Genomic DNA, 14,200 nt, shown 5'->3' on the forward strand with positions numbered 1-14,200 from the left:
CAAGATCGAACGCTGCCCTCCCCTACTCGCGATAAATCTTCCTTATCACCGCCCCCCGAAGAAAGAGCGCCTCAGCCCGCGCTCTGATGCTTGCCGAAACCCAGCCCTACTGGCCAGCCGAAGTTGGCATCACATCCTTTCGCACAATTTCCAACCTCCCAACATCGCCAACAGGCACAAGCACTGCAGCCTTCCGAGCCGGGTCCCACAGCGCATAGCTATCGCCAAGGCGACCAATCAGACTCAGGCCGCCCTGCACCCTTCCATCAACAGTCACAGATGTCACGTGCTTGCCGCCGCTAGAGGAAATCGTCTTGGCACGCTCGAAACCAAGCCAGCTCGAAGCAATCGAGACGTACACCAGCATCACCAAGACATAGATCAGCCAAGGGGAATCTTTCACGGCAGTCGGTATCACTGGCGAGAGATGTACGGCCAGCGCACATATGATCGTCAGAAAAAGGCCTATCAGCACAGGCCACGCGTTTGACCACCAAAGCAACGCCCCTAGCCCAGTGAAGAAGATCGTTGGACCCAGCCAGGCGAACCGCTTGCTTTTGGATGCCCCGCTCGTCAGCTTTACATCGACCCAGCCGCTAAACAGCAAAGCCACCAGCATGAGAAACAACACCATGCCGATGCCTGCCAGGCCGGCCAGGGCCAGTTCGCTCACGGCAACGAACTGAAAGGGATCAAGGCCAAAGTGGCCCCAGTACGCCTTCAGATAGAGCGCGCCTTGAATCAAGCCAAACGTGACGACAGCCGAACCCCAGCCAGCCACATCGGCCATCGTTAGTCTCTTTTGCGTACTTTCCATGTACTCCCCCTTTCAAGCGCCCCTGACGCATCCCGGATAGTGCCATGGCGTGGAGCGCGGCGTCAGCCACACGGTGCAATCTGATTGCAGCGGACCAAGACTGACCTGAGGGGGCATTAAGGGTTCGCCCCGTCCATCCATTTGTCGCGTCTGCCCTACTCGCGGCTAGAGCCTGTCGGTACCGGCACAGAATATGCGGGCCAATCGGGACGGTCGACAGCCCTTGCAGGCCAAGCCTCTAGTGCCCTTCCCTGCTATGCAACGATTCTGAAAACGTCGAAAACGGTGACGGCATTGCCCTTACTGTATTGGCATCGCACACAACCGGGGGTATTCCTTGCCATGCCACCGAACACCGGTGGTCGGGCCTCGAAATCCCGGTTGTGTAATCGTGACTTACGCTTGCCAGTCGGCACCATCGCTAAGGTGGTGCCGGCTGGTAATCCGTCTGCCGGCTATGGCGGGCGGTGCGTGGAGGCCTTGCGCCTGCCGGTCTGATTGCACGCCGGATTTCGAGCCACGCATCGTCCGCCACCTTTATCGGTGGCGGCTTCTGCCTGCACGCAAGGAGCCCAGCCATGACCACGCCCTATTCCCCTGCCCCACAGCCCATCCATGAGGCACCCTCCGCCGGGCCAGTCGTGGATCCCAATACCCTCATCGCGCTGCTGCACAGCATCGGCTCGGGCGTTGCCGCCAACGGCCAGCCCTGGCCAGAGCGCCATCAGCTACGTGGCCGGCAGATGGCCCTGGCGGATACCGATTGCTCACTGACAGGCCTGCGTGTGGTGCTGGAAGTGCTGCTGGCGGCCGAACGCACCCGCCAGAACGGCGAGCCGGACCAGTACGTCGGCGACCGGGTAATGGAAGGGCTGATCATGGCCGGCATGGGGCTCGCAGCCCACGCAAGCGAGCGGCTGCAGCCGGAGGGCTGAAGGATTGCCTGGGTGAAGTGCACGCTGGTTGTGCGCACTCCGCTGATGAAGGTGCACCACGGGATGATGTGGGTGCTTTTTCTGGCGCTGGTCGTTGCAGCACGGATTCATTGGCCAGAGCCTGAAGAGCCAGAGGTCCTCGCGTACCGGGGCGTATCCGATGAGATGTTCTCGACACTACGCCGTCACGCGCTCCGATTTGCAGAGGCGCGGGCACGGGATGGTTTCGAGCTGACAGACGGGCCGAACGCAGCGTCTTCCTTCCAGATCCAGTGCAGGGGTGTGCCCGTCCTGTACGTGGAGAGGCAGCAGCCCCTTCTATTGATCAGTCTGCCACTTGGGGCCGGGCGGCGGGCGCCTGCCATCCTCTTCCTGCAGGCCACGCTGGCGTGGCCACTGCAGCCATTGAGCTATCTGGATCAGGTCCTCGAGGGTGTGCAGGAGCCAACAGTGCAGGATCGATTGCTGCTGATGGCCGCTGGCGGCGTGCCTGAGGATGAGCGCTGCGACAGGTAAGAGCTGTCGAGCCGGTGCCGAAGGACTTGGGTCTAATCGTCGATGACCATGTGCCGAGGCGCCTTCGCGGGCGCCTCGGCAGCCGTTGCCTTACGCGCTGATGCGCGCCGCGGTGCTCATGGCATGCCCATGATCGTAAGCTGCATGACCCAGTAATGGCTCCGACACCTTGCCCTGCGCCTCACTCCAGCCGGAGCTGGCATCTCCGGCAAATCCGCCGATGGCCTCGATCAGCTGCCGCACTTCGGCACTGGTCGACGCATCCACCGCACGGGCCGCAGCAAGTGAGGTCGCTGCTGGCAACGGCTTGAGCTGGCCGGCGATCGCCGATGCCGAAATGGCGTTGCCTCCATCCCCAGGCTGCACGAACGCGATGGCGTACTGCCCGCCCTGGAAATGCTTCAGCACCCGCATCTGCTGAGCAGAATCGCCGTCAACCCGCACGAGCAGATCATCGCCATCACGGTAGTAGCTCAAGCGGCTGCGTGCGATGCCGTCGAAGTACAGCCAGTCGGTACCGCCGCCGGTGTTATCCACGGTATCCACACCGCCACCTGCACGGTAGAAGTAGGTGTCGTTGCCTGTACCACCGAACAACAGGTCGTTGCCGTCTTCGCCCACCAGCTGGTCGTCGCCCGCACCACCGATCAGGATGTCGTTGCCTGAACCACTGAAGCTGCCATTGCCGCCGGACAGGTAGTCGTTGCCATCGCCTCCCTCGAGCTTGTCATCCCCACCCATGCCGAACAGGGTGTCGTCGCCGCCCAGCCCCTGGATACGGTCGCGGCCATTGGTGCCCACCAGCTGCTCGCCCGCGGCAGTGCCAGCAATCTGGGACGGGTAGTCGCCATCGTTGCCGCCCCCCGGGTTGCCGCCGGCACCTGGCACCAGGGCGTTGATGGCGGCCGTATTCAACGCATTGCCGCCGACAGGTTGCAGGTAGTCCAGTGCCATGTCGCCACCGAGGAAGTGATTGGTGACGGTTACCTTCTGGTTGGCATTGCCGTTGACGGTGATCACCAGGTTGTCGCCGTCACGGGCGAAGGCCAGCTTGGAGAGCGAGATGTCGTTCTGGAAGATCAGCCAGTCCGTACCGCCGCCCGTGTTGTCTATGACATCGATGCCGCCGCCATAGACGTACTGATCATCACCTGCGCCGCCGATGAGTGCGTTGCTTCCGTCCTCGCCGCGCAATGTGTCATTGCCCAGCCCGCCTTCGAGGCGATCGTCGCCTGAGCCGCTGCCGCTGCCATTGCCGCCGGACAGGTAGTCGTTTCCGTCGCCGCCGCGCAGGGTGTCATTGCCGCCCATGCCGAACAGTGTGTCGGCGCCGGCCAGGCCCTCGATGAGATCCTTGCCCGAGCTGCCCGCCAGCTGTTCGCCGGCGGCCGTTCCCTGGATGACTTGGTCGAACTGCCCGCCGGTGCCGCCACCGGCGACAATCTGGTTGATCTGCGCGGTGGTCAGGTACGAACCGCCATCCGGTTGCACATAGTCGATCGCGGCGTCGCCGCCGAGGAAGTGGTTTGTGACGCGGACGGACGGCGTGGCCGCGTTGTCCAGCGTGATCAGCAGGTCGTTGCCGTCGCGGCTGAACGAAATCCGCTCGCGGCTGATGCCGCCGGTGAAGAACACACCGTCAAAGCCTCCCCCGGTGTTGTCCACCGTATCGGTGCCGCTGCCGGTGTCGAAGACGTACTTGTCATCGCCGCTACCGCCGACCAGCGTGTCGTTGCCGCCCCCGCCGACGATCGTATCGTTCCCCCCCAGCCCGTGGATGATGTTGGATTCCGCATTGCCGGCAAGGTAGTTGTCGAGCGCATTGCCACTGCCATTGATGGCACCAGCACCGTTAAGGAACAGATTTTCGATGTTGTCCGACAGCGCGTACGAGGCGCTCGACTGGACCTGGTCCTTGCCGGCACCGACGGCCTCGATCACCACGTCGGCACTGTCATCGACAATATAGACATCATCGCCGGCGCCGCCTTCCATGCGGTCGATACCTTCGCCGCCATCGTGGTAGTCGTTGCCGTTGCCTCCGTACAGAGTGTCGCTGCCGCTGCCACCAAACAGCGAATCATTGCCATCCAGGCCGTACAGCAGATCGTCGCCATCCCAGCCGCCCAGGGTGTTGGCACCGGCATTGCCAGTGATCACGTTGTCCAGCCCGTTACCATTGCCGGTCTGGATGCCGACGGCCAGAATCAGATTCTCGACCTCATCGGCAAGCACCAGGTTCGTTTCATAGCGCCGCTCGATGGTATCGACACCCTCCCCGACATGCTCGACGATCCAGTCGCCGCTGCTATCGTTGATGTAGTAGTCGTCTCCTTCGCCACCCTGCATCCGGTCGCCACCGGCGCCACCGTCGAGGCGGTTGTTGCCTGCATTGCCGGTCAGCTGGTTGTTGCTGCCGTTGCCGGTGCCATTGATGTTGCCGGTGCCGGTCAGCACCAGATCTTCCAGGGTATCGCCGAGCACATAATCGATGCTGGATTCCACCGTGTCATGGCCATCGTCGGCGAGTTCGACTACGACATCGCCCGCCTGGTCGACGACGTAGGTGTCGTCCCCCAGGCCACCCAGCATGCGATCAGCGCCCGCCCCGCCGTCCAGGCGATTGCTGTTGCTGTTGCCCATCAGTTCGTTGTCATCAACGCTGCCAATGGCGGCGATGGCGTTGCTCCCTTCCACCAGCACCAACCGCTCGATGTTGCTCGACAGAGCGTAGTCACTGGTGGCTTGCACGACATCGAGCCCCTCGCCTGCGAGTTCGGCGATGCTGTCCAGCTGACTGTCCACATGGTAGATGTCATCACCGGCACCGCCCTCCAGGTGATCGTCCCCGGACTGGCCATCAAGCACGTCGTTGCCGCTGTCACCCAGCAGGCGGTCGTTTCCTTGGCCACCGAACAGGTGGTCATCGCCGGCGCCGCCATCCAGCCGGTTGGCACCCTCGTTGCCGGTCAGGATGTTGGCAAGTTCGTTGCCGGTGCCGTCGATGTTCGAGTTTCCAGTAAGCAGGAGATCTTCCACGTTGGCCGACAACGCGTGGTTGACCGAGGCGTGCACGACGTCCCTTCCTTCTCCGGCGCCTTCGATCACGGAGTCGCCAGCATCATCCACGCCGTAGATATCATCACCTTGGCCGCCTTCCGCCCGGTCAGCACCGGCCCCGCCATCGAGGAAGTCGACACCTGCACCGCCGCGGAGCGTATCGTTGCCTTTCCCGCCAAGGAGCCGGTCGTCACCATTGTCGCCCTGGAGCAGGTCGTCGCCGCCTTCGCCGAAGAGTTGGTCATCACCGTCGGCGCCGTCGATGATGTTCCCCAACGCGTTGCCGACGATCACATCGTTGTGGCCGGTAGCCAGCAGCACCTGCTGGTCGAGAGCGGAGGCATCCAGCCAGCGCGGAGCCGCGTTGCCGATGATCAGGCGCAGGCCACGCGTTGCGAGCCCACTGTCCGCATCGAAAATGTCCTCGACACGAATCTCATCCACTCCGTTCTGATCGATCCTGAGAATCAGGGTCGAACCCTCCCGGCGCATGACCACGCTGCCCTCGGCGACACCCAGGAGCCGTAGTGTCGATGTGCCCGCGTTGTCTACGATCCGGTCGCGACCATCGCCGGCGGAGAACCGGTACTCGTCGTCGCCCTCGCCGCCTTCCAGCACGTCGTTGCCGAAGCCACCCGCCAGCACATCGTTGCCGGACCCCCCCAGCAGTTCATCATCGCCAGCGCCGCCAAAGAGCAGGTCGTCTCCCTGGTCACCCGCCATCCAGTCGCGGTCGTCCCCGCCTTCCAGGATGTCGGCCCCGGCTCCGCCATACAACGCGTCCATGCCATTGCCGCCGAAGATCTGGTCCGCGCCTTCGCCGCCAGTAAGCGTGTCATTTCCATCATCGCCGCGGATCACGTCGTCGCCGGCCTCACCCTGCAGCAGGTCATCCCCTTCTCCGCCGGAAAGCTGATCAGCACCAGTGCCGCCGGAAATATCGTCATTTCCCTGCAGGCCAACCAGGACATCGTCGCCCTCATAGCCCCGCAGAACATCGTCGCCGGCCGTGGCAGCCTGGACTATCGACTTGATCATGGCCACTGACCACGAGGCACCATTGGCGAAGCGGATCTCGTCGATCCGGGAGGGGCCTGCAGCGTCTTCTCCGAAATAGTTCTGCACCGTCAGCACGTCCGCACCGTTGGCAAGCTGCAGGACCAGATCGTTGCCCACCCGCGTGGCACGCACGTCAGCAGGATCGATGCCGGGCAGGAACTCGATAGTATCCAGGCGATCGGCCGCTGCATCGTAGTTGTTGATCACATCCCGCCCGAAACCAGTGGCGAAGATGTACCGATCATTGCCGGCACCTCCCTGGAGAGTGTCATTGCCCGCACCACCGTCCAGCCAATCGTTGCCATTACCACCGTCGAGATAGTCGTCACCCTCGCTCCCCAGGATCAGGTCAGCGCCGTCCCCCCCGGACAGATGATCATTGCCTGTGCCGCCGTCGAGCGTGTCATCGCCATCATCGCCATTCAGCCGGTCGGCGCCGCCTCCGCCTGCCAGACTGTCATTGCCACCGCGGCCGCTGAGCCACTCATTGCCGTCGCCGCCCTGGATCACATCGTCACTTTCGTACCCATAACGGTCGTCTACCCCCGGCGTTGGTATCAGCACAAGCTGCTTGACGTCCGCAATAGTCCACTGCGTGCCATCAGCAAAGCGGATCAGGTCCACGCGGTAGGCACTGTTGCCGTCATCACGGAAGTAGTTCTGGATGTCGATCCGATCATCCGTACCGCTGATCTGGATGCACAGGTAGTCGCCGCTGCGCCATACCTTCAGGTCTGAAGGGAGCACGCCGCTGGCCATTTCGAGCACGTCGAGGCGCGCTTGGGACGCATCGTGGTTGTAGATGCCGTCATGGCCGGACCCGCGGCCGAACACGTAGAGATCATTGCCGGCGCCGCCATCCAAATAATCATCACCTGCACCGCCATCGATGCGGTCATCGCCGGCACCGCCGTTCAGCGAATCAGCGCCTGCGCCACCGAAGAGCCTGTCGCGGCCGTCACCGCCGTCAAGCGAGTCGTCACCAGATCCGCCGTGCAGCGTATCGGCGCCCGCGCCACCGTCGAGCTGATCCTGCTGGGCGCCGCCATACAGGACGTCATCACCGGCCTCCCCGCGCACGATGTTGCGGCCCTGGCCCCCGAACACCACGTCGTCGCCAGCGCCTGCAGAGATGAATTCGGATACATCCGGCGTATCCTCGCCAAGAATCGTGTCATCGCCGGTCCCGCCAATGCCACGACGCAGTCCGACCTGTTCCAGCGACTGGATGAAGACTGAGTCTTGAGCATTCTCGGCCATCCACGCACGCAGCAGCGTCTCGCCCTGAGTCCAGGTAACCGCACCTGATACCTGCCGCGGCAATGCCCTGGCCAGCTCTACCAGATCGATGGCCGCGTTGGTGCGATCGGCGGAATAGCGGGACAACAGCACCGTGTCGACGGGCGCAAAGTCCACGTCCGTCTTTCCAGTGACGGTATCGATGGTCAGCGTTACCTTGTTGATGTAGGCCTGCAGACGGGTCTGCAGCGCAAGTTGTGCGTAACTGCCCTCGAAGAAGGCATCGTAGACCCGCCCATAGTTGTTGAGGTTCTCTGTGCCCCAGAATACGGCGCCGATGGGTTCCATTCCGAGGATGGCTTCGACGACACGCACCTTGCGCGTATAGGCTTCGTCCATGGTGCCGGGTTCACCCAGAAACACCTGCTCGCCCGGTCGAAGCCGGATGACGTTCTCCGAGCTTTCGTCATATCGGCCGCCACTCATGTGGAGGACGATGCTCTCGTCGCTGAACCTGGGGTTCGTCCGCGCCCACTGGTAGAGCACTTCCCCCAACAGTTCACGCTGAGTACTGCGCGTGGTCGCTGCAGAGAATGCCTGGATCGCCTGGAGCAGAGCGGGCGACAGCGAGGCCGCCTCGCGCAGGTCCCTCAGCATGCCCATGCCCTGCAGATTCGCGAGTCCCGCCAGCGCCTCGGGAATCACGATACGGTCCACATAACGGCTGTGGATGGTGTCGGCGTCAAAGTTGAAGTCCTGCATCAGCCGGGTCGATTCCACCCCGTTTGCATCCACGCGAGTGTAGCTGCTGGTGCCCATCAGGTTGCCGCCGGGCACGTCGTCACTGGCAGGCCCATTGCCAACAAAGTTCGTGGAAAGGCGGGTGATTCCAAGTTCCGCCAACGTCTTCAGTTCACTCGATTCACTGATGCCATTGCCGTTGCCATCCTGCCAGATCTTCAGCGAGCTGAAAGCCGCGTCGGCTGCGTCGATGGATCCATCGCCATTGGAATCAAGATCGGCGAGCGCCTCCATCCCGTTGAGAGCGAGGCGACCATTGCGCAGGCGGGTACGGTCGCCGAACAGTTCACTACCATTCTCGACCGCGCCAGAGCCGTCGATATCGCGCACCAGTAGACCATCGCGTGCACCGACCCAACCGGTTGCCGTGCGAATGCCGTCGCCGTCATAGTCGAAAAGTGGACCGGACAGATCGCCATCAACGATTGTCGATACAACGCCGTCTCCATCCAGGTCCAAGGCGATGGGATCGTAGCGCTCGATGCGGTAGTCGTCGCCCCGGATCGCATCGCCCAGTTCACCGAGCTTGTCCTGCAGTGGTCCGTTCACTTCGTCCCACAGCATGCCACCCAGGTAGCCGCCGAGGACGGCAGCCAGACCGATGGCGATAGTCACCGGAAGGCCGACTGTGAGACCGAAGGCACCCAGCAGGGCCATCGCGCCATACCCGAAGGCCTCTGCCAGCAACAGGCTGGTACCTGCCTTGCCCAGGCCATTCCAGTCCTGGTTCAGCGCTGCTTGGCCAATCTGGTACGCGTCGAACGCCGGCCCCAGATACTCTCCGAGGGCTCTGCCGGCGGCACTGTTGCCGAATGTGCCCAGGTCACTCAGTGCCTGGGTCTTCATGTTCCCCAAGAAGCCGCTAAGCTGATCCTGGGTATGGATGCTCTGGGTTACCAGGCTGTCAGCCATCGCGTTGTAGTGATTGGCCAGGTTCTGGTAGGTCTGGGAGAAGCTGAGGTCCGGATTGTTGGCGTAGCGCTGCGCGTTGAGATCTGCATAGTGCGCGTTGGCTCGGATTCCCTTTTCCAGCCCCTCGATCTGAGCGTCGAACGGCGAGCGCCCCTGCGCAACGGCCAAGTCATAGCCTTTGTTGTATGCATCGTAGAAGCCACCGATGAAATTGTTCAGGTGCCCTGCGAGATCGCCAGCATTCTGCTGAATTTCTTCAAGCGTAATTACGGAAGTTGCCACGGTTCACACTCCTTGTTGAATCAGGCCAGATAGAAGGGATGACACACACTCGTGCGATGTCCCCGCGCGAGGCGGGGGCAGTACTGAGATTCTGTTTCGTACAGGCGGCGCGTCCGAATACGGGAGCGTATTTAGACGACTACCTTCTCGCGTTCATCGCGCTGGAGGACGGGGAAAGAGGAGCTTGGGGGTCCCGACCAACAACAACCACGCTGCCATGGCCGCACCGTATGCGAGCACGCCGCCCACCAGGAACGTGCCGAAGAAGCTGCCGGTGAACAGCTGATACAAGCCTTTGCCACGTCCTGCAGCGCTGTTTCCAATGGTCAGCACAATCACCGGCAGCAGCATCAGCCCGCTGCAGAGAATCAGGGAGAAGGCACCCAGCAGCCAACGCTTGGCAGGGGGGTTCCATGGCACGGGATAGCCTACGAGCAGTCGTCTCATCCGGAAGAACAGCACCGGGATGGCGACCAGATACATCAATGCGACGTATAGCCATGTTCCAACATCGGCGCTGCTGCGATCGAACAGGGCCTGCGGGTAGGCCCCTGTGCGATGCAGCACATCGGCGCCCGCCACCAGCACCGCACTCATTGCCATCGCGGGCCAGAACAGGCGCGAGACCCCGCCCCATTGTGCGTTACGTTGCTGCTGCCCATCGTTCATGCCAGACATGAGAGCCTTCCTGAAAGAATGTGTCATGAGGGATCCAGAAGCGTATCCGGGTCGCCAAGGGGCGGCTGGACGGGGTGCTAGCGCTCGCGCATCGCCTCGCCTGTATGCTGCTGCAGCGGACTCAGCAGGTAATCGATGACCCGCCGTTTCCCGGTCTTGATCTCGGCACTCAGGCTCATGCCAGCGGTCATGCGCACGCGCACCCCGTCGATCTGCAGGGTGGCCGTGTCGAGTTTCACCCGTGCCGGGAAGACGAGGCCGAGATTCTCGTCCTGCATCGCATCGTGGGAGACGCTCACTACTTTTCCTGTCAGGTAGCCGTAGCGGGTATACGGGAAGCTCTCCACCTTCACGGTCACCGTCTGGCCGGTGCGCACAAAGCCGATGTCCTTGTTGAGAATGGTGGCTTCGACCTCCAGCGCTTCCTCGCTGGGGACCACAGCCAACAGCGGTTGCGCCGGAGTAACCACGCCGCCCACCGTGTGCACGACCAGTTGCTGCACGGTGCCATCGACCGGGGCGCGCAGGGTCATCTGGCGGTCGCGCTGTTCCGTCCGCGATACTTCCGGAGTCATCTGCCCGATCTGTTCCTGTGCCGCGCGCAGCCCGTCCAGGGCTTGTTGCCGAAAGTCGGCCACCAACACCCTCAACTCTTCTTCAGCTGCCCGCTGGGCCGATCGGATCTCCTGCACGCGATTGCGCTGTGTGGCAAGGTCACGCTCGCCTGCGATGCGTTCCTGCTCGCGCAGCAGATAGTCGTGGCGACCCACGTAGTTGCCTTGCAACAAGCTGCGGTAGTCGTCTGCGCGCAGCCGAGAGATGCGTGCAGACTCCTCCAACGGTTTCACCGAGGCCTGGGTGGTTTCCAGTTCCGCGCGCCGCTGTGCGATCAATGCCTGCAGATTGTGGCGCTTGGCCTGCAGTGCCTCGTACTGGCTGCGCGCCAGCGCCTGCTCGGCCTGCACACGGTCGGCAGGCAGGTCGATGTCGACACGGAACACGGGAGCCGCGCCGTCCTCCAGAGCCTGGGTGAGGGCTTGCAGGCGCAGAGCGGACATGCGCGCGTTCAGCAATGCTTCGTCCGCTTTGGCAACGTCGGCCGCAGTGGCAGTGGCATCGAGCTCGATCAGCACCTGCCCTGCTTTCACCGTCTGGCCGTCACGTACCAGGATCCGCCGCACCACGCCGGTTTCCGCGGGCTGCACCACCTTGGTCCGCGAGCCCACGACGGTCCTGCCGGGCGCCACTGCGACGATATCGAGCTTGCCGAGGGTAGCCCAGAGCAGCGCCACGCAGAACAACGCGATGATGATGCGCATGGTCCACCGCGCGGTGGGTGACGCAGGTGTTTCAATCAGTTCCAGGTGCGCGGGCAGGAAGGCGCGCTCCTCGGCCTCGCGCGAAGGCGGATCCATATCGTGCCGGACACGCCAAGCGCTACGGAACACTGCCAGGTAGCGCGCTGCGAAGACACGCACTCCGTCACGGATGTGCTTCATGCCGCACCCTGTTGCAGGCGATGCAGCTGAGCGTAGTGCCCGCCTGACTGCGTCAGCAGCTCATCGTGCGTTCCGCTCTCGACGATGCGGCCGCGATCCACGACCACGATCCGGTTGGCCCTGCGCACAGTGGACAGGCGGTGCGCGATGATGATGACGGTACGGCCCCTGCAGATCTCGCGCATGTTGGACATCACCGCGTGCTCCGACTCGTAATCCAGTGCACTGGTGGCCTCGTCCAGGATCAGAATGCGTGGGTCGGTGATCAGTGCACGGGCAATCGCCACGCGCTGTCGCTGGCCGCCTGAAAGGCCTGCGCCTTGCTCACCTACCTTGGTGTCGTACCCTTCAGGCAGCGCCGAAATGAACTCGTGGGCGCCGGCCAGGGTTGCCGCCTTGATCACTCGCTCGAGCGGCATGCCTGGATCGCTCAGTGCGATGTTCTCGCGCACGCTGCGGTTGAACAGGAAGTTCTCCTGCAGCACGACGCCCAGCTGCCTCCGCAACCAGGCTGGATCGGCCAGGGCCAGATCGTGCCCGTCCACCAGGACCCGCCCTCGCTCAGGCGTGTACAGGCGCTGGACCAGCTTGGTCAACGTACTCTTGCCGGATCCTGAGCGCCCAACGATGCCGATCACCTGCCCGGCGGGAATATGCAGGTCGATGCCTGCAAGGATCTCGGGGGTATCTGGGCGGTAGCGGAATCCAACCTGCTCGAAAGTGACATCACCACGGATGGGAGGCAATGCCATCCGGCTGCCTGGGAGCTCGGTGCGGGTATTGAGGATGTCACCCAGTCGCTGGACCGAGATGCCCACCTGCTGGAAGTCCTGCCACAGCTGCGCAAGGCGGATGATTGGGGCGGCCACCTGCCCGGACAGCATATTGAAGGCGATCAGTTGCCCCAGTGACAGCTTGCCATCGATCACCAGCTTCGCGCCCCAGAACAGGATGGCCACGCTGACCAGCTTCTGCACCAACTGCACGCTCTGCTGGCCGACGGTGGCGATCTTGGTGACTCCAAAGCCGGCATTCACGTACCCGGCGAGCTGGTTGTCCCAAGTGCGCGTGACGCGTGGATCGACTGCATTGGCCTTCACTGTGCCGATACCGCTGATCGTTTCGACCAGGAAGGACTGGTTGTCAGCGCCTCGTGCGAACTTCTCATCCAGCCGTTTGCGCAGTACCGGTGTGATGCCCGCCGAAATGAGCGCATACAGCGGTAACGAGATCACGACGATCAGAGTCAGCCAGCCACTGTAGTGGAACATCACTGCCAGGAAGACCACGGTGAAAAGCAGGTCCAGTACCGAGGTCAATGCCTGTCCGGTCAGGAAGTTCCGGATGTTTTCCAGCTCGCGCACGCGTGCGATGGTGTCGCCCACGCGGCGGGATTCGAAATACGCCAGCGGCAATGCCAGCACATGCCGGAAGAGGCGGGCGCCGAGCTCTACGTCGATCTTGCTGGTGGTGTGGGCGAATACGTAGGTACGCAGTCCACCGAGCACGATGTCGAAGACGGCGATGGACACCAGGCCGATGGCAATCACATCCAGTGTAGTCAGGCCTCGATGCACCAGCACCTTGTCCATCACCACCTGATAGAACAGGGGTGTGACCAGTGCGAACAACTGGATGAAGAACGAAACCGCGAAGACCTCCAGCAGCATCTTCCGATACTTGACCACCGCTGGGATGAACCAGCTGAAATCAAACCGGGCCAGTTCGCCGAGAACCGAAGCCCGCGACGCCACCTGCAGCAATCGCCCACGATAGCGTTGCTGGAGCGTCGCCATGTCGATACTCTGCGGGCGCTTCTGGGCCAAGTCGTGGATCAGCACCTGATCGCCATTGATGCGGGCGATGATGAACGCATCACCATCCTCACCGAGCGCCAGTGCAGGCAGGTTGGCCAGCCCGAGGCGCGCAGGTGGCGTCGACACCATCCGCGCCTTGAAGCCCAGCTTGCGGGCCGCCAATACCAATGTTGTCTCGTCCGTGGGGGTATTGCCCAGCCCAGCGTCGTGCGCCAGCTGACTTGCGTCAGCCGCAATACCGTGGAATTGAGCAAGCAGTACCAAACCGCGCAGCGCAAGATCCTGCTGACCCTGCACATGCACTTCCCCCGGCACCGAAGGTGCCGCGTCTCCCTGTGGCATAACATCCCCTGCGCAGCTTCCATTGTGCGCAACCCCGCGCGGAGCTTGGAGTCAGTGAATAGCCCTGTCAAGTGGAGGCGGGGCTCGATACGGCTTGCCTCCCGGGCGCCGAGCACGACGACGAGAGGGACGACCAGTGGCCTTTCCTTCCCTGCCGCGGTGCGGGCCAGTTCGACATTGGCACCGGCAGTTTCAGCAAGGACGACCCGAATACGTCGTGGTTGTGCGCGAAGGCGCGCCGAC

The 14,200-nt window shown here is 62.8% G+C and carries 7 protein-coding genes; 2 read left to right on the top strand and 5 right to left on the bottom strand.

Annotated elements, in window-relative coordinates:
- Positions 1–106: 106 nt before the first annotated feature.
- A complete protein-coding gene (locus QP457_RS11055) occupies positions 107–790 on the bottom strand; it encodes a hypothetical protein (RefSeq protein ID WP_240196385.1) in 684 nt (227 codons plus the stop codon).
- Between the two features lie 605 nt (positions 791–1,395).
- Here QP457_RS11055 and QP457_RS11060 point away from each other — a divergent pair.
- Positions 1,396–1,752 (top strand): hypothetical protein, encoded by a 357-nt coding sequence (locus QP457_RS11060; RefSeq protein ID WP_205404099.1) that lies wholly within the window; start codon positions 1,396–1,398, stop codon positions 1,750–1,752.
- A gap of 12 nt (positions 1,753–1,764) precedes the next feature.
- Positions 1,765–2,268, top strand: coding sequence for a hypothetical protein (locus QP457_RS11065; RefSeq protein WP_240196386.1), 504 nt, complete (start codon positions 1,765–1,767; stop codon positions 2,266–2,268).
- Positions 2,269–2,358: 90 nt separating this feature from the next.
- Here QP457_RS11065 and QP457_RS11070 read toward each other — a convergent pair whose 3' ends face one another.
- The 4 genes from QP457_RS11070 to QP457_RS11085 form a co-directional block, all read right to left on the bottom strand.
- Complete coding sequence (locus QP457_RS11070; RefSeq protein ID WP_286040594.1) at positions 2,359–9,621, bottom strand: calcium-binding protein; 7,263 nt, start codon at positions 9,619–9,621, stop codon at positions 2,359–2,361.
- 153 nt (positions 9,622–9,774) lie between these two features.
- A complete protein-coding gene (locus tag QP457_RS11075) occupies positions 9,775–10,299 on the bottom strand; it encodes a transporter (protein WP_205404100.1) in 525 nt (174 codons plus the stop codon).
- A gap of 77 nt (positions 10,300–10,376) precedes the next feature.
- Positions 10,377–11,798 carry an HlyD family type I secretion periplasmic adaptor subunit gene (locus tag QP457_RS11080; RefSeq protein ID WP_205404101.1) on the bottom strand — a complete coding sequence of 474 codons (1,422 nt, stop codon included), beginning with the start codon at positions 11,796–11,798 and terminating at the stop codon, positions 10,377–10,379.
- A complete protein-coding gene (locus tag QP457_RS11085) occupies positions 11,795–13,957 on the bottom strand; it encodes a type I secretion system permease/ATPase (RefSeq protein WP_205404102.1) in 2,163 nt (720 codons plus the stop codon). The genes QP457_RS11080 and QP457_RS11085 overlap by 4 nt, the downstream gene beginning before the upstream one ends.
- Positions 13,958–14,200 lie beyond the last annotated feature (243 nt).

The organism is Stenotrophomonas sp. As-7 (assembly GCF_030291015.1).
Classification (GTDB): domain Bacteria; phylum Pseudomonadota; class Gammaproteobacteria; order Xanthomonadales; family Xanthomonadaceae; genus Stenotrophomonas; species Stenotrophomonas lactitubi.

What these genes read in the sequence shown, in the direction of transcription:
- QP457_RS11075 (WP_205404100.1), bottom strand. Translation starts at nt 10,299, where the DNA reads ATGTCTGGCATGAACGATGGGCAGCAGCAACGTAACGCACAATGGGGC.
- QP457_RS11055 (WP_240196385.1), bottom strand. Translation starts at nt 790, where the DNA reads ATGGCCGATGTGGCTGGCTGGGGTTCGGCTGTCGTCACGTTTGGCTTG.
- QP457_RS11080 (WP_205404101.1), bottom strand. Translation starts at nt 11,798, where the DNA reads ATGAAGCACATCCGTGACGGAGTGCGTGTCTTCGCAGCGCGCTACCTG.
- QP457_RS11060 (WP_205404099.1), top strand. Translation starts at nt 1,396, where the DNA reads ATGACCACGCCCTATTCCCCTGCCCCACAGCCCATCCATGAGGCACCC.
- QP457_RS11085 (WP_205404102.1), bottom strand. Translation starts at nt 13,957, where the DNA reads ATGCCACAGGGAGACGCGGCACCTTCGGTGCCGGGGGAAGTGCATGTG.